18 protein-coding genes and 1 pseudogene are annotated in these 15,302 nt (G+C 69.6%); 8 read left to right on the top strand and 11 right to left on the bottom strand.

Going from position 1 to position 15,302, the window contains the following annotated elements; translation table 11 throughout:
* Positions 1-32 precede the first annotated feature (32 nt).
* Positions 33-224 (bottom strand): DUF7455 domain-containing protein, encoded by a 192-nt coding sequence (locus EV580_RS03025; protein WP_133689653.1) that lies wholly within the window; start codon positions 222-224, stop codon positions 33-35.
* A 161-nt stretch (positions 225-385) separates the two neighbouring features.
* Here EV580_RS03025 and EV580_RS03020 point away from each other — a divergent pair, with 161 nt between their 5' ends.
* Complete coding sequence (locus EV580_RS03020) at positions 386-751, top strand: DUF952 domain-containing protein (protein ID WP_133689652.1); 366 nt, start codon at positions 386-388, stop codon at positions 749-751.
* On the opposite strand, the gene EV580_RS03015 is transcribed toward EV580_RS03020, so the two are convergent.
* The 5 genes and pseudogenes from EV580_RS03015 to ppgK all read right to left on the bottom strand — a co-directional run bounded on the left by EV580_RS03015 (position 727) and on the right by ppgK (position 6,787).
* On the bottom strand, positions 727-1,104 hold the full coding sequence (locus EV580_RS03015; protein WP_286171427.1) for a RidA family protein: 378 nt from the start codon (positions 1,102-1,104) through the stop codon (positions 727-729). The two genes, EV580_RS03020 and EV580_RS03015, sit on opposite strands and share 25 nt — an antisense overlap.
* A gap of 64 nt (positions 1,105-1,168) precedes the next feature.
* Positions 1,169-2,362: pseudogene (locus EV580_RS34040) on the bottom strand (hypothetical protein); the annotation flags it as partial.
* Between the two features lie 431 nt (positions 2,363-2,793).
* Positions 2,794-4,242, bottom strand: a complete 1,449-nt coding sequence (locus tag EV580_RS02995; RefSeq protein WP_502703908.1) for a serine hydrolase domain-containing protein — start codon at positions 4,240-4,242, stop codon at positions 2,794-2,796.
* 63 nt (positions 4,243-4,305) lie between these two features.
* Positions 4,306-5,832: an RNA polymerase sigma factor gene (locus EV580_RS02990; RefSeq protein ID WP_133689651.1), complete on the bottom strand. Its 1,527-nt coding sequence runs from the start codon at positions 5,830-5,832 to the stop codon at positions 4,306-4,308.
* A 175-nt stretch (positions 5,833-6,007) separates the two neighbouring features.
* Complete coding sequence (gene ppgK, locus EV580_RS02985; protein ID WP_133689650.1) at positions 6,008-6,787, bottom strand: polyphosphate--glucose phosphotransferase; 780 nt, start codon at positions 6,785-6,787, stop codon at positions 6,008-6,010.
* A gap of 81 nt (positions 6,788-6,868) precedes the next feature.
* Here ppgK and EV580_RS02980 point away from each other — a divergent pair, with 81 nt between their 5' ends.
* Entirely contained in the window at positions 6,869-7,714 is an 846-nt protein-coding gene (locus EV580_RS02980; protein ID WP_133689649.1) for an inositol monophosphatase family protein, read from the top strand.
* Here the strand turns inward: EV580_RS02980 and cei are convergent.
* A complete protein-coding gene (gene cei / locus EV580_RS02975) occupies positions 7,711-8,361 on the bottom strand; it encodes an envelope integrity protein Cei (protein ID WP_133689648.1) in 651 nt (216 codons plus the stop codon). The two genes, EV580_RS02980 and cei, sit on opposite strands and share 4 nt — an antisense overlap.
* A 168-nt stretch (positions 8,362-8,529) precedes the next feature.
* Here cei and EV580_RS02970 point away from each other — a divergent pair, with 168 nt between their 5' ends.
* Positions 8,530-8,832, top strand: coding sequence for a DUF4193 domain-containing protein (locus EV580_RS02970; protein WP_005145714.1), 303 nt, complete (start codon positions 8,530-8,532; stop codon positions 8,830-8,832).
* Positions 8,833-8,835: 3 nt separating this feature from the next.
* Here the strand turns inward: EV580_RS02970 and EV580_RS02965 are convergent, their stop codons facing one another.
* Complete coding sequence (locus EV580_RS02965) at positions 8,836-9,312, bottom strand: DUF3093 domain-containing protein (RefSeq protein ID WP_133689647.1); 477 nt, start codon at positions 9,310-9,312, stop codon at positions 8,836-8,838.
* A gap of 25 nt (positions 9,313-9,337) precedes the next feature.
* Here EV580_RS02965 and dut point away from each other — a divergent pair, with 25 nt between their 5' ends.
* Together dut and EV580_RS02955 are read left to right on the top strand one after the other, a co-directional pair.
* Entirely contained in the window at positions 9,338-9,802 is a 465-nt protein-coding gene (gene dut / locus EV580_RS02960; RefSeq protein ID WP_133689646.1) for a dUTP diphosphatase, read from the top strand.
* The gene (locus EV580_RS02955) at positions 9,802-10,602 is read left to right on the top strand and encodes a DUF3710 domain-containing protein (RefSeq protein WP_133689645.1); all 801 of its coding nucleotides are present in this window, start codon (positions 9,802-9,804) and stop codon (positions 10,600-10,602) included. Before dut ends, EV580_RS02955 begins: the two co-directional genes overlap by 1 nt.
* On the opposite strand, the gene EV580_RS02950 is transcribed toward EV580_RS02955, so the two are convergent.
* Entirely contained in the window at positions 10,599-11,303 is a 705-nt protein-coding gene (locus EV580_RS02950; protein WP_133689644.1) for an alpha/beta fold hydrolase, read from the bottom strand. The two genes, EV580_RS02955 and EV580_RS02950, sit on opposite strands and share 4 nt — an antisense overlap.
* 121 nt (positions 11,304-11,424) lie before the next feature.
* Between EV580_RS02950 and EV580_RS02945 the strand changes: the two genes are divergently transcribed.
* From EV580_RS02945 to EV580_RS02935, 3 genes are read left to right on the top strand one after another with little or no spacing between them, the layout of a single operon-like run.
* Positions 11,425-11,796, top strand: coding sequence for an OB-fold nucleic acid binding domain-containing protein (locus EV580_RS02945; protein WP_133689643.1), 372 nt, complete (start codon positions 11,425-11,427; stop codon positions 11,794-11,796).
* Complete coding sequence (locus tag EV580_RS02940) at positions 11,793-12,494, top strand: DUF3159 domain-containing protein (RefSeq protein ID WP_133689642.1); 702 nt, start codon at positions 11,793-11,795, stop codon at positions 12,492-12,494. The genes EV580_RS02945 and EV580_RS02940 overlap by 4 nt, the downstream gene beginning before the upstream one ends.
* 6 nt (positions 12,495-12,500) lie before the next feature.
* Positions 12,501-13,913 carry an MFS transporter gene (locus EV580_RS02935; RefSeq protein ID WP_133689641.1) on the top strand — a complete coding sequence of 471 codons (1,413 nt, stop codon included), beginning with the start codon at positions 12,501-12,503 and terminating at the stop codon, positions 13,911-13,913.
* Here the strand turns inward: EV580_RS02935 and EV580_RS02930 are convergent.
* Together EV580_RS02930 and EV580_RS02925 are read right to left on the bottom strand one after the other, a co-directional pair.
* Complete coding sequence (locus EV580_RS02930) at positions 13,910-14,593, bottom strand: potassium channel family protein (protein WP_133689640.1); 684 nt, start codon at positions 14,591-14,593, stop codon at positions 13,910-13,912. The two genes, EV580_RS02935 and EV580_RS02930, sit on opposite strands and share 4 nt — an antisense overlap.
* Positions 14,593-15,270, bottom strand: a complete 678-nt coding sequence (locus EV580_RS02925) for a potassium channel family protein (RefSeq protein WP_133689639.1) — start codon at positions 15,268-15,270, stop codon at positions 14,593-14,595. The genes EV580_RS02930 and EV580_RS02925 overlap by 1 nt, the downstream gene beginning before the upstream one ends.
* Between the last annotated feature and the right edge of the window lie 32 nt (positions 15,271-15,302).

The following is a 15,302-nucleotide window of genomic DNA, read 5'->3' as shown; positions in this document are numbered from 1 at the left end:
GTCCTGCCCAGCGACGCGGCCGTGAGTTGCGGCTAGGCCTCCGACGCGGAGACTTGGATCACCGCGGCCAGCTCGATGAGCTTGGCCTGGTGCTCGTTCGCGTGGTGCTGGCAGAACAGGAGTTCGGCGCCAGAGGGGAGCTTCGCGCGGACCCGGGCAGCCGCACCACAGCGGTCGCAGCGATCAGCCTTGGTCAATTCCGGACTGGTCAGGGTCGCGTTCATTTGGGCTCCTCCGTAAGGTGCTCAGCGCTTCGGTGATTCGGTGCCACCGTCACGTATCTCCACTGTCTCAGACGTTCTGTGTTTCGGCCTTGTTCCCCGGGGGTTTAACGCTGTGTCGTGTCTCACGCCCTGTCGTGTTGCGGGTGGTGCAGTGTGGTCGTATGTACCCGATTCCGGAATTCTTACTCCACCTGTGCGGACAGCGGGACTGGCTCGCCGCCAAGGCCGTCGGCGAACTTTGCCCCGCGTCGCTGAGCGAAGTCGGGTTCATCCACCTGTCGACGCGTGAGCAGGTGCACCTGCCCGCCAACCGGCTCTACGCCGGCCGCACCGACCTGGTACTCCTGCACATCGACCCGCATGGACTCGACGCGCCCGTGCGATGGGAACCCGGAGTGCCAACGGATCCCACGTCGATGAGGTTCCCGCACCTCTACGGCCGGCTGCCCACGGACGCCGTGACGAACGTCACCCCGTACGAGCCAGGACCGGACGGCCGGTTTCAGCCGTTCGAGGCCTCGACGTAAGCGTCAGCCTCGATCTCGACCAGCAGACCCGGCTCGATGAGGGCGGCGACCGCGACCATGGTGGCGGCCGGGCGGATCGCGCCGAAGAACTCCGCGTGGACGGCGCCCACCTCCCGCCAGCGGGAGATGTCGGTGACGAAGATCCGGGTGCGGATCACATCGGATAGTCCCGCCCCCAGCTCGGACAGCGCTTTCTCGATGCGCTGCAACGCATTTCGGGTCTGCTCGGCGATGTCCGCGCCCTCCGCCGTAGTGCCGGAGACGGCGATGAACGGCCCGGTGCGCACCGCTCGTGAGTACCCGACCTCGGGCTCGTAGACGGAGTCAGAGGACAGCTTCACCCGATCGGCCACGCCGGTCAGCGTAAGGCGGTGCGGCCTGCCCGCGCACCTGAGTTTCGCGCATGGTGACTGCTGTTCAGCCGGCGCCGCCCGTGCCACCCCCGCCGCCCGAGCCGCCCTTCCCGCCGACGCCGCCGGATTGGGATTGGCCCGTGCCACCGGTACCCCCGGTGCCGCCCGGGTTGGCCCCGTTGGCGCCGGAACCGCCTTGGCCGCCTGCGCCACCAGACCCACCGGCACCGCCGGTGTTCGTCTGGCCGTTTTCGGCGTTACCGCCGAAGCCGCCCGTGCCGCCGGCACCGCCGCGCCCGCCGGACTTCACGGTTCCCAGACCGCCGGCGCCGCCCCCGCCCCCGGTGCCGCCGGCACCGGCGGTGTTGGTCTGTCCGAAGTCGAAGTTCACGCCGCCGAAGCCGCCGGTGCCGCCCGTCCCTCCGGCGCCACCGGTGGCGCCGGTGCCACCCTGGCCGCCGGTGCCGCCGGCTCCGCCCGCGCCGCCGTCGAAGCCGTTGCCGCCGGGACCGCCCGTGCCGCCGTAACCGCCGTTTCCGCCGGCGCCACCGGTCTGGGTGCCGGTGCCGCCCTGACCGCCATTGCCCGCAGGTCCGCCGTTGCCCTCGGAGGCCAGGCCGCCCGCGCCACCGGTGCCACCTGCGCCGCCCGTGCCGCCGCTGCCGCCCTGACCGCCATTGCCGCCGTCGCCGCCGGTTTCGCCGACGCCACCGGCCCCGCCGGTGCCGCCCGTGCCGCCGAGTTGGCCGCCGTTGCCGCCGTTGCCGCCGTTTCCGCCGGCACCGGCGAATTGCGTCGTGAAGGTGCCGCCACCGGCGCCGCCGGTCCCGCCGTCGCCGCCGCTGCCGGTGGAGCCGTCAAGGCCGAACAGGCCGAAGAATCCTCCTCGTCCGCCTGCTCCGCCGTCTCCGCCATTGCCACCCTGGCCGCCGCTGCCGCCGAATGTCGGGGAGTCGGAAGCTCCGTTTCCGCCGCCTCCACCTACGCCGCCGGCGCCGCCGTCGCCGCCGCGGCCGAAGAAGAAGCCGCCCGCGCCGCCGCTGCCGCCGTTGCCGCCGTGCCCGCCGTCGTCCCCGGGAAGTGTGGCTGAGGTGCCGGTGACACCGGCTCCGCCGTTCCCGCCGCGGCCGAAGAACAGGCCGCCCGCGCCGCCGTTGCCGCCGTCCAGGCCGTTACCGCCGTTGCCGAACAGCAGTCCGGCGTTGCCGCCGTTGCAGGCGCTGCCGACACAACCGGGCTGGGCGTCGGCGCCATTGCCGATGAAGATGCCGATGATCGGAACGTCGCGCACGGAGACATCGCTGACGGCAGCGACCAGCGCGGTAGGGGAGGCGGCCGATGAACTGGCCCGCACCGGGCCGCTCGCGCTACATCCCGTGCTGGTCATCAAGCACTGCAGACCGCTGGGCGAGGATGCCTCGGCGGGTGCCGCCGAAGCGGTGCCTGCGGTGGCCAAGAGCAGACCCGCACTCGCGAATGCTGTTCCGGCGGCGAGCGATACGGTCGCCATCAGAGTTGGGGAGCCGAGTCGGCAAGCACTGGGTATAGACATGGCAACCCTTCGGCCGGGGAGCTCCGGGTGAGCTGATCAGCCCGATCATGGCACGGCAGCAACGACGACAGGCCCATATTTGCGATCGGCAGAAGATCGGATGGCGCCGGGTCAGAGTCGCTACGCGCGACGCGTGCTCAGCCGTAGAGCCGCAGCGATTGCGCGACGGCGGTGGCCACCTCACCGCGCAGGGCCGAGATCGGCGCGCTGCCGCGGGTGTGGACGGCGTTGGACAGCAGAACCACGTAGGTATCCGAGGGTGGGTCCAGCCACAGTGAGGTGCCGGTGAACCCGGTGTGGCCGAAGCTTCCGATGGGGAACAGCGCACCACGGGTGGTGGACTGGCCGGTGTCGATGTCCCAGCCGAAGCCGCGGAGGTTCTGTCCACGGATCGCGGGATAACGCTCGGCCAGCAGGGGGTTGGCGGGATCGCGGCCCTGCGCGGCGGCAGCGTTGGCTGCGTCGAGCTGGCCCGCGCCGTGCCCGGGCTGTTGCGGAGAAGTCATCAGGGCAAGGGTGGACTGCTGAAGTGGAAAGGCACTGGGCCGGCCCGCGAGCCTGTCGAGCAGGGCCTGGGCGAAGATGCTGACATCCGAGGCGGTCGAGAACAGCCCGGCATGCCCGGCGACCCCGCCCATCCGGCGTGCCGTCGTGTCGTGCACCGTGCCGCGCAGCAGGTGGCCGAAATCGGGGTTGCGGCTCTGCTCGCCGGGGTTCTCCTCATCCCATGCGGTGGGTGCGATGCGGGGTAGCAGGCTCGTATCCCATTGCCCAGCAGTGCATTCGGTTGATTCGGTAGGTGACCAGTGGACCGCCGCGCCCGTGACCGCGTGCGCACCGCACGCTTTGGCCACCGGCAGGTAGCGGGTTTCGGTCATGCCCAGCGGCGCGAACACTTCTCGTTCGACGTAGACGTCTTCCCGCTCGCCGGTGACCTGTTCGATCAGCGCGCCGAGCAGGATGAAGTTGATGTCGGAGTAGCGGAACTGCTCTCCAGGAGCAGATTCCAGCGGCGTGGTGAGCGCCCGGCGGAAGCCCTCGGTGCGGTCCGGGGCGGCCAATCCCCACGGATCTTTGAGTTCGACGTCGCCCGTTTCGCCCGAGGTGTGGGTGAGCAACATCCGCACGGTCACCTCGGCGCGCCTGGGATCGTTCGCGGTGTTGAAACCCGGCAGATAGTCCTGCACGGGGTCGTCGAGACGCACGCGGCCTTGTTCGAAGAGCTGCATCACCACGGTCGCGGTGGCCATCGGTTTCGTCAGCGATGCCAGGTCGAAGATCGTGTCCTCGGTCATCGGTTCGGCCGGCGCGGGCAATCCGTCGAGGCCCCGCTCGCCGGCGAGCTTGCGAACCCCGAAGGCCCTGCGGAAGACGACCGTGCCGCTGTGACCGACGACCACCACCGCGCCGGGGAGACGGTTCGCGGCGATGGCGTCGGTCATGATCTTCGACACCGCGGCGATGTCCGGTGTCGGCGGGCCGACCGGCCGGACCGGTGCAGTCGGTACCGGCACCACGCGGACCTGCTCACCAACCGAGGCGTTCGGCCCGGCGTCGTGGGAGCACGCTGCGACCAGAGTCAGCACCACGCAACCGGCAGCTCGTGCTGCCGACTGAAAGCGGCGGGGGCGCGCCTGAATTGGTTCGGCTCAGTCCAGGTAGTCGCGCAGCACCTGCGAGCGGCTGGGGTGACGCAGCTTGCTCATGGTCTTCGACTCGATCTGGCGGATGCGCTCGCGGGTGACCCCGTAGACCTGTCCGATCTCGTCGAGGGTGCGGGGCTGGCCGTCGGTCAGGCCGAACCGCAACCGCACGACGCCGGCCTCGCGCTCGGAGAGCGTCTCGAGTACGGACTGCAGCTGATCCTGCAGCAGGGTGAACGAGACGGCGTCGACGGCCACGACGGCCTCGGAGTCCTCGATGAAGTCGCCGAGCTGGCTGTCGCCCTCGTCGCCGATGGTCTGGTCCAGCGAGATCGGCTCACGCGCGTACTGCTGGATCTCCAGCACCTTCTCCGGCGTGATGTCCATCTCCTTGGCCAGCTCTTCGGGAGTGGGCTCGCGGCCCAGGTCCTGAAGAAGCTCGCGCTGGATGCGGCCGAGCTTGTTGATGACCTCGACCATGTGCACCGGAATACGGATGGTGCGGGCCTGGTCGGCCATCGCGCGGGTGATCGCCTGGCGGATCCACCAGGTGGCGTACGTGGAGAACTTGTAGCCCTTGGTGTAGTCGAACTTCTCCACCGCGCGGATCAGACCCAGGTTGCCTTCCTGGATGAGGTCCAGGAAGGCCATGCCGCGGCCGGTGTAGCGCTTGGCCAGCGACACCACCAGACGCAGGTTGGCTTCCAGCAGATGGTTTTTCGCGCGGTCGCCGTCGCGGCAGATCCACTGCATGTCGCGGCGCTGCTGCACCGGCAGCTTCTCGCCCTTGTCGGTCTTCTCCGCCATCAGCTGCGTGGCGTAGAGGCCGGCCTCGATCCGCTTGGCGAGCTCGACCTCCTCCTCGGCGTTGAGCAGCGCGACCTTGCCGATCTGCTTGAGGTAGGCGCGAACCGAGTCGGCCGATGCCGTCAGCTCGGCGTCCTTGCGGGCCTGCCGCAATGCCTCGGACTCTTCTTCGTCCCAGACGAAGTCACCGGAGGCCTTGTCCTTCTCCGACGGCTCGGAGATCTCCTCGTCGTCGGCGGCCTCGCCCTCGGCCGCGGGAGCCTTCTTCGGGGCGGCGGCTTGCTCGCCGCCCTCGGCCTCGGCGTCCTCGGTGTCGTCTTCGGTGTCGTCGTCGGATTCGTCGGCGACGTCCTCGAGATCGTCGAGTTCCAGGTCGTCGTCGGCTACGTCGATGTCGGCGTCGTCGAGATCGCCGTCGAGTTCGTCATCGCCACCGAGCTCGGCATCGCCCTCGGCGGCACCGTCCTCGGCGCTGTCCTTCTTGCGGCCGCGAGCGGCGGGCGCCTTCTTCGCGGGGGCCTTGGCGGCGCGGGCCTTGGCCGGGGCGGCCGTCTCATCGATGACATCGGACTCGCCGGCCTCGGCGGCGCGCGGCGCGGCCTTGGCGGCACGCTTGGCAGGCGCGGAACCGTTGGCGGCCTTGGCCGCAGGCTTCTTCGCGGGAGTCTTGGTGGCGGTGCGCTTCACCGGCTCTTCGGTTGCCGGGCTTGCTTTGGTCGCTGCCACGTACACCCTTTCGGTCGTGCTGGCTTTCGGTGGGCGCGGGGGCTCCACCGAATGCGTCGGCTATGAGGACTGTTGGCGTGGATCTCGTTTGCGGATACTCGCCGCTATCCGGTAGGCGGCCGCCGTCGACCATTGTAACGACAGTGCGAGCATCTACCGCGCGAGCGGCGAAAAATCAGCGTGTGACGTCGGCTTGAGCCGCCATCGCCGCGCCGACGATGCCCGCCTCGTTCAGCAATTCCGCGGCGACCACCGGAGTGCGGTTTTTCAGTAGCGGAATCCACTTGTCGGCCTTGCGGCTGATGCCGCCGCCGGCGATGAACAGGTCCGGCCAGATCGCATTCTCGATGCTGACCAGCACTTTCGTGACTTCCTCGCTCCACCGCTCGTAGCTCCAGTCCTTGCGCTCCTTCACCGAGGAGGCGGCGCGGTGCTCGGCCTCTTTGCCGCCCACCTCGAGGTGGCCGAACTCGGTGTTGGGCAGCAATTGGCCGTTGTGAATCACGGCCGAGCCGATTCCGGTGCCGAACGTCAGCAGCACGACAACGCCGCTCTTGTTGCGTCCGGCGCCGTGACGCTGCTCGGCCAGGCCGGCGGCGTCGGCGTCGTTGAGGACGGTGACATGCTGGCCGCCGAGCGCGCCGCTGATGATCTCGGCGGCGTTGGTGCCGATCCAGCCCTTGTCGACGTTGGCAGCGGTCTGCACGACGCCGTTGACCACCACGCCCGGATACGTGACGCCCAGGGGGCCGGTCCAGTCGAAGTGCCGCACCACCTCGGCGACGGTCTTGGCGACGGCGTCGGGCGTCGACGGCTGGGGTGTGAGCAATTTGAAGCGATCCCCGATGAGCTGCCCGGTGTCCAGGTCGACGATGCCGCCCTTGACCCCGCTGCCGCCCACGTCGACCCCGAAGCCGCGATTCTGTCCAGGGCTGGGGGACTCGGTCTCTGGCATGGGCTGCTCCTCGGCGAGGCGGGCGTTCTGCGCGATTGCCCACACTAGTGGCTGCGCGCCCCTCTGTGCTGCGATAGGCCGGTGACCGACAACCGGCCTGAGCAATTACGGACGGTGGCCGAGCAGTTGGCCGCCGAAGCCGCCGCATTCGTCCGCCGCCGGCGGGCGGAGATCCTTACCGACGGGCGCGACGCCGTCGGCAAGGATTCTGTTCAATCCAAGAGCACGCCGACCGATCCGGTGACCATCGTGGACACCGAAACCGAACTGCTGCTGCGGGATCGGCTGGCCGTACTGCGGCCCGACGACGTGATCCTCGGCGAGGAGGGTGGCGGTCCGGCGGGCGGGAACGACGCGGGTGTCTGCTGGGTGATCGACCCGATCGACGGCACGGTCAACTTCGTCTACGGCATTCCGGCATACGGGATTTCGATCGGCGCGCAGATCGGCGGTGAGTCGGTGGCCGGTGCGGTGGTCGATGTGGTCAGCGGCGACGTGTACTCGGCCGCGACGGGTCAGGGCGCGCAGGTGCACAGCGACGGGCAGCGCCGGCCGCTGCGTTGCAGCGCGGTGACCGAGCTGTCGATGGCGTTGGTGGGCACCGGATTCGGCTACGCGCCGCAGCGGCGCGCCGAACAGTCGCAGATCCTGGCCCGGCTGCTGCCGCAGATCCGGGACATCCGGCGGATCGGCTCGGCCTCGCTGGATCTGTGCCTGGTGGCCGCGGGGCGCCTCGACGCGCATTACGAGCACGGTCTGCACATCTGGGACTGGGCGGCCGGGGCGCTGATCGCGACCGAGGCGGGCGCGCGCGTGGTGCTGCCCTCGGCCGACGAGGAGGGGGCACTGCTGGTGGCCGCCGCGCCGGGCGTCGCGGCCGCGCTCACCGACGCGCTGGATCGGGCCGGGGGATTGCGGTCGCTCTAGCAGGTGCCGTTGTGGATCTTGGTCACCAGCGCCGAGTCGGCGGGCTCGGTGGCGTCCGGGCGCAGGCCGGCCAGGACGGCGTCGATGTCGTCGCTGTGGGCCAGCGTGGTGAAGTCGGTGCCGATCGACAGGTCCACCGAATCGTCCTTGCGATCGTCCTGGAACAGCTCCACGCACGGCGCCACCAGCCAGACGGCCGCGGCGCCTGCCTTCCCGCTCGAGCCGAACCGGATCTGGCCCTGACAGGTCAGCCGGGTGGCTGCGTAGATCGGATCGTTGGCAGCGGTGGGCTGGGCGAAGCCGAGATCCCGCAGTGCGCCTGCGACCTCACCGGCCTGCCCGCCCTGGCCGCTGGCGTTGAGCACCCGGATCTTGGTGTCGACGAGCTTGGCCGGCGCCACATCGAGCATCGAGGCGTGCGACACCTGCTCGCCGAGCGTGGGAGCGCCCGGATCGGCGGCCGGCGGCGGTGGGTTGCAGGCCGCGGCTTCCCGCACGTCGACCGGGCGGGTGAGCACGAATCCCCAGACCACGGCGGTGATCGCGAACATCACGCCGAGGGCGATGAGTCCGGGCAGGTAGTTGCGCCGACGGAACGGACGACCGTGCTTGTCGAAGGCCGTGCCCTCCGTGATTTGAGCGACCACGGATGCACTCTAGAGCCACCCGCTGGGTGTCTGTGGAACACGCCCGTTGAACCAGATCAATCTGTGTGACGTAAATCACACGTGGATCTGGGTGATCTGGGCACGAATCGTTTGGCGGATCCGTTCGACGCTGATACAAAGCCATGCTGAGGTTTGGAGGGGACAAGAATGGCTACCGATTACGACGCCCCACGGCGCACTGAGACCGATGAGGTGTCCGAGGACTCGCTCGAGGAACTGAAGGCACGGCGCAATGAGGCGCAGTCCGCGGTGGTCGATGTCGACGAAACTGATTCCGCAGAGAATTTCGAGCTGCCCGGCGCCGATTTGTCCGGCGAGGAGCTCTCGGTGCGGGTGGTCCCGAAACAGGCCGACGAGTTCACCTGCTCGAGTTGCTTCCTGGTACACCACCGCAGCCGGCTGGCCAGCGACAAGAACGGCGTGATGATCTGCACGGACTGCGCCGCGTAGCGGTCAGCTCCTCAGCGCGGACAGCACCCGATCGGGGTGGCGCGCGCTGACCAGCCAGTACGGCGTCGGGTCGTCGGGATCGTCGAGGACGATCAGGACCAGCGGGCCCACCCAGCCCCGGTGCAGGACGTAGGCGGCCGGATCGAGCTGGCGGCCCAGTGCCGCCGATTTCGCGGTGCGGGGGATCTCTGCCGACCGTGACACCACCGACGTCGGCAGATGTGCCTGACCGGCCCACAGCTCGACCTCGGCGCCGTCGGTCACGACCCGCACCTCGGTGCGGCTCAGCCACAGCAACACGCCCACCGCGACGGCGCCGAGCAGGCTGTAGGGCAGCCAGATGGGCAGGGTGCGCACACCCATGGTGACTTCCTTGGCGATGAGCGCCGCCAGCCCCAGGCCGAGCGGCCACCACCACCACGGCACCCAGAGCCGCTCGCGGTACCGCACGGTTTGCGAGGTCACACGCGAACCAGACACGCGGCCAAGGGTAGTCTGTGGCATCGTGCCGACCAGTCTCGCGGTGGTTCGCCTAGACCGCGATCTCCCGATGCCCAGCCGCGCCCATGACGGTGATGCGGGCGTGGATTTGTTCAGTGCGCAAGACGTCGACCTGGCGCCGGGCCATCGTGCGCTGGTGGGCACCGGAATCGCCGTGGCGATCCCGCACGGCATGGTCGGTCTGGTCCACCCCCGCTCCGGTTTGGCTGCGCGCGTGGGACTTTCGATCGTCAACAGCCCCGGCACGATCGACGCCGGCTATCGCGGCGAAGTGAAAGTGTCGTTGATCAACCTCGACCCCACCACGCCGATCACCATTCGGCGCGGTGACCGCATCGCCCAATTGCTGGTCCAGCGGGTCGAACTCCCAGAGCTGGTCGAGGTGGCCTCGTTCGACGAGGCCGGACTGGCTGACACCACCCGTGGCGAGGGCGGCTACGGATCCTCCGGCGGACATGCGAGTTTGTGATGGCATTCGGCAGACGTAAGAACGAACCGCAGACCCCTGCGGACGAGACTCCCAAGGACTCAGAAGCTGCTGAGGCCCCAGCGGTGACCGAAGCCGACGAGGCGGACGACATCGACGATGTTGCCGAGTTCGAGGGCGGCCCTTTCGATGTCGAGGATTTCGACAACCCCGACGACGCCCTCGAGGCTCGCCTCGACCTCGGCTCGGTGCTCGTGCCGATGCCCGCGGCCGGCCAGATTCAGGTGGAGCTCAACGAGGTCGGCGTCCCCAGCGCGGTGTGGGTGGTCACGCCCAACGGGCGATTCACGATCGCGGCCTACGCCGCGCCGAAGTCGCCGGGCCTGTGGCGGGAAGTGGCCTCCGAGCTGGCCGACTCGCTGCGCAAGGACAACGCCCAGGTGTCCATCCAGTCCGGTCCCTGGGGGCGTGAGGTCGTCGGTACCGGCGCCGGTGTGGTGCGCTTCATCGGGGTCGACGGCTACCGCTGGATGATCCGCTGCGTGGTCAACGGTGCCCCCGAAGCCATGGACAACCTCGTCGCCGAAGCGCGAGAAGCGTTGGGCGACACCGTCGTACGGCGAGGTGATACACCGCTGCCGGTGCGCACTCCGTTGCCGGTGCAGTTGCCCGAGCCGATGCTGGAGCAGCTGCGTCAGGCCGCCGCACAGCAGGCGCAGATGGTCGCCGCGCAGCAGGCGCTGGTGCAGGAGCAGCAGGCCCAGGGCCAGCCGCCGACCGAGCGGCGCAGCGCGTCGGGCTCGGCCATGCAGCAGCTGCGCAGCACCAGCACCGGCGGTTAGGTATCCGCCTCCTCCAAAGCGGCCAGGCACGCTGCCCCCAGCACCGACGGGTCGGGACCGAAGTCGTCGAGGCTGACCGTCCGCAGCGCCGCGCGCGGCGCCGCCGACACCCACTCCAGCGCGACTTCGAGCGGATGGATCGGATCGTCGGATGCCCCCACCACGCCCATCGGCACGCTGAGACGTTCCAATTCGGTGATGCTGGGTGCGACGTAGCCGGCCGCTTCCTCCATCGCGTCGGGCAGTTCGGGCCACTGGCCGAGCCAGCTGCGGGTGAGCTCGTCGGCCAGCCAGGCCGGGCTGGACGCCTGCATCTGCGCCGTCGTGGCGACCAGACCGGCGGTCCGCAACTGGTGTGCGGTGTGCCGGGCCGACAGTGCGGCCGGAGCCGACGGTGCCGCACCGGTCCACGCCGGCAGCGCGGCCAGCACCGCCACCGCGCGGCTCGGATGGGCCAGCGCCCACGCGGTCGTCACCGCCGCCCCGATGGATACGCCGCCGACGATGATCGGGCCCTGACGAGCGGCGTTGTCGAGGGCTTCGAGGTAGCTGGCGACCAGCCGGGCCGGCTGCGGCGGCGGTGTCGTCACGACCGCGCCGACACCGTGCAGCGGTCCGGCGAACGCCCGGTAGACGTAGTCGTCGTCGGAGCCGGTACCGGCCAGCAGTACCGCGGTGGTGCCGCGGAATGTGATCGTCATCTCATGATCTTCCCTGTGACGTATCAGCAAGGGCCGCCGCGGGTATGCCACGTGGCATTCGGGAACCAACAGGTCTAGCGTTGCGTTGGCATTGTGATCCGCTGAAGTATCAGGAGAGGCCATGGCTACGGCCGAAAGTTTTGTCCGCCGTCTCACCCGTCGGTTGACGGAGGATCCTGAGCAGCGCGATGTCGAGGAACTCACCGACGAAGCCGCCGGCACCGGAGCGCAGCGAGCAATCGATTGCCAGCGCGGCCAGGAAGTCACCATGGTGGGCACCCTGCGCAGTGTCGAGACCAATGCCAAAGGCTGCGCCGGGGGCGTACGTGCCGAACTGTTCGACGGCACCGACACCGTGACGCTCGTCTGGTTGGGGCAGCGCCGGATCCCGGGCATCGAATCGGGACGCGCCCTGCGAGTACGCGGGAGGCTGGGCACGCTGGAGAACGGCACCAAGGCCATCTACAACCCGCATTACGAGATCCAGACTTGAGCCTTCCCGTCGAAGACAGCGATCGCTCCCAAGATTCCGTCGAGGCGACCCCTGAGAAGACGCCCGCCCAGGCGCTGCTGGCCCAAATGGGTGGCATCAGCGGCCTGATCTACTCCGCACTGCCCGTCGCGGTGCTGGTCCCCGTCAACTCCGCCTTCGGCCTGATGCCCGCCATCTACGCCGCACTCGGCGTCGCCGCCCTGATCCTGGTGTGGCGCCTGATCCGCCGCGACTCCGTCCAGCCCGCCATTTCGGGCTTCATCGGAGTCGGCATCAGCGCACTGATCGCATGGATCGTCGGCGCCTCGAAAGGCTATTTCCTGCTTGGCATCTGGTCATCACTGATCTGGGCGGCGGTCTTCGCGGTCTCGGTGCTGATCCGCAGGCCGGTGGTGGGCTACGCCTGGAGCTGGATCCAGAGCCACGACCGCAGCTGGCGCAGCAGCCGCCGCGCCGTGCTGGCCTTCGACATCGCGACCCTGACCTGGGTGCTGGTGTTCGCGTCGCGGTTCGTCGTGCAGCGCCACCTCTACGACCTCGACCAGACCGGCTGGCTGGGGGTGGCCCGCATCTCGATGGGCTGGCCGCTGACCGCCGTGGCGGCGCTGGTCACCTATTTCGCGATCCGGGTCGCGCAGAAGGCCATCCACGCCGCCCACGCCGAAAGCCACGACGCCGACGTCGCCGGCGACGACTGACGTTTCGTGGCCGGCCGCGACGACCGCCTGCTGGTTGCGGTCGCCGTGCTCGCCTCCTTCGTGGCGTTCCTCGACGGCTCGGTGGTCAACCTCGCCCTGCCGGCCATCCAAGCCGAACTCGGCGGCGGGCTGCTCACCCAGCAGTGGGTTCTCGACGGCTACCTGCTGACGCTGGGCGCGCTGATCCTGGTCGCCGGCGCGATCTCCGACACCTTCGGGCGGCTGCGGGCGCTGCGGGCCGGTTTGGTCCTGTTCGGTCTGGCCTCCCTGCTGTGCGCGCTGGCGCCCAGCGGCGCGATCTTGATCGCGGCGCGCTGCCTGCAGGGCCTGGGCGCCGCCTTCCTGGTCCCCAGCTCGCTGGCGATGCTCAACGCCAGGTTCACCGGAGCCGAACAGTCCCGCGCCATCGGGATCTGGACGGCATGGACCGGAACCGCGTTCGTGATCGGCCCGCTGCTGGGCGGTCTGCTCGTCGAAGGCCTCGGCTGGCGGTGGGTGTTCGCCGTCAACGTGGTGCCGCTGGCCGTCACGCTCGCGCTGAGCACGAAGCTGGCCGACCGCACCGCCGCACGCGGCGGCAGTGTCGACGTGGTCGGCGCGGCGCTCACTGCGGTCGGCCTCGGATGCACGGTCTTCGCGGTGATCGAACAACAGCGCCTGGGCTGGACCAACCCGGCGATCCTTGCCGGTCTCGTCGTCGGTCCGGCCTGTCTGATCGCGTTCGTCTGGTGGGAACGCCACGCCCGGGCGCCGATGGTGCCGTCGGGCATCTTCGCCGCCCGTAACTTCGCCGTCGGCAACCTCGCCACCGTGTTCCTCTACGCGGGTGTCTCGCTGGGCCAGGTGCTCCTCGCGCTGTTCCTGCAGGAGCCCGGACGACTGTCGCCGGCGCAGGCCGGACTCGCGACGCTGCCGGTGCCGATCCTGTCGCTGCTTCTGGCCGCTCGCTTCGGCGAGCTGGCGGGCCGCCACGGCCCCCGCCGCTTCATGGCCGCGGGACCGTTGATCGCTGCGGCGGGTTTCGTGCTGATGGCGGTGACGACCGGCAACGTCTGGGTACAGACGCTGCCGGGCCTGGTGCTGTTCGGCATCGGATTGGCCGTGACGGTGTCGCCGTTGACCGCCGCGATTCTGGCGGCGGTTCAGCCCGTGCACAGTGGGATCGGGTCGGCGATCAACAATGCGGTGGCCCGGGTTTCGGGCCTGATCGCGATCGCCTTCACCGCGGTAATCGTCGGTGGCGCAATCGATCTGGATGGATTTCGGCGTGGGGTGATCGCCACCGCGGTATTGCTCGTGATCGCCGCCGTGGTGTCGGCGGTCGGGATCAACGATCGGGTGCCGGATCTGTCCGCGCCCTCGCAGGCCGCCGTCGCGGCCTGTCAGGACCGGGACGGGCCGCCGCCGGCCACGCGCTAGCCGGTCGAGGCCTTCAGGACGGTATTGCGCAGCTCGTCTTCCACCTCGGGCGCTGCGACGAACAACAGCTCGTCACCGCCCTCCAGCGGTTCGTCGGCCTCGGGCACGATCACCCGGGGACCGCGCAGGATCGTCACCAGCGTGGCGTCCCGCGGCAGGATCAGCTTGCGCACCGGCCGTCCGCCCCACGGGGTGTCGTCGGGCAGGGTGATTTCGACGAGGTTGGCGTGGCCCTGCCGGAACTGCATCAGCCGCACCAGATCGCCCACCGCGACGGCCTCCTCCACGAGCGAGGCCAGCATCCGTGGCGTGGACACCGCGACGTCCACCCCCCACGAGTCGTCGAACAGCCACTCGTTGCGGGGATCGTTGACCCGGGCCACCACGCGCGAGACCGCGAACTCCGTCTTGGCCAGTAGGGACAGCACCACGTTGGCCTTGTCGTCACCGGTGGCGGCGACGACGACGTCGAAATCGTGCAGGTGCACCGACTCCAGCAGACTGATCTCGCAGGCGTCGCCGAGGCGCCAGTGCGCGGCCGGGATCGCATCGATGTCGAGATGTTCGGCGTTGCGCTCGATGAGCGTCACCTCGTGCTCGCTCTCGAGCAGTTCGCGGGCAATCGACCGGCCGACTGCGCCGGCCCCGGCGATCGCCACCTTGAGCCGTTTGTCGCCCATCAGTGCCCCTCTCCGACGTCCGGGCCCGGCGGCAGCGCGGCGATCGCCAGCGCTTCGGCGGCGCGCCCGGACACCGCCGCGACGTAGACCTGGTCGCCGGCCTGGACGACGGTTTTCGGCTCGGGCAGGATCCCGGTGCCGAACCGGATCACGAAGGCCACTCGCGCGCCGGTGGCTTCCTCCAGGGACGTGAGCCGGTGCCCGACCCAGCCTTCGTGCAGCGTCACCTCGGCGACGGCCATCGTGCCGGTCGGATCACGCCACTTGGCGGTCTCGTTGTCCCGGACGAGGGCGTTCAGCAGCCGGTCGGTGGTCCAGGGCACGGTCGCCACCGTGGGGATCCCGAGGCGTTCGTAGACGGCGGCCCGCTTGGCGTCATAGATCCGGGCGACCACCCGCTGCACCCCGAACGTCTCGCGGGCCACCCGCGCGGAGATGATGTTCGAGTTGTCGCCCGACGACACCGCGGCGAACGCATCGGTGTCCTGGATTCCCGCACGCAGCAGCACTTCTCGGTCGAACCCCATGCCGAGCACCCGCTCACCGGAGAAGTCCGGCGAGAGCCGGTGAAACGCCGTCGCATCCCGATCGATGACGGCCACCTCGTGGCCGATCCGGGACAGAGCATCGGCCAGTGACGCGCCCACACGGCCGCATCCCATCACCACTACCCGCACCTGGCGTCCTCTCGACTTCGTCGTGCGCCGAC

It is taken from the genome of Mycobacterium sp. BK086 (assembly GCA_004362315.1).
GTDB lineage: Bacteria > Actinomycetota > Actinomycetes > Mycobacteriales > Mycobacteriaceae > Mycobacterium.
This window is presented reverse-complemented; position numbering and strand designations above follow the sequence as displayed.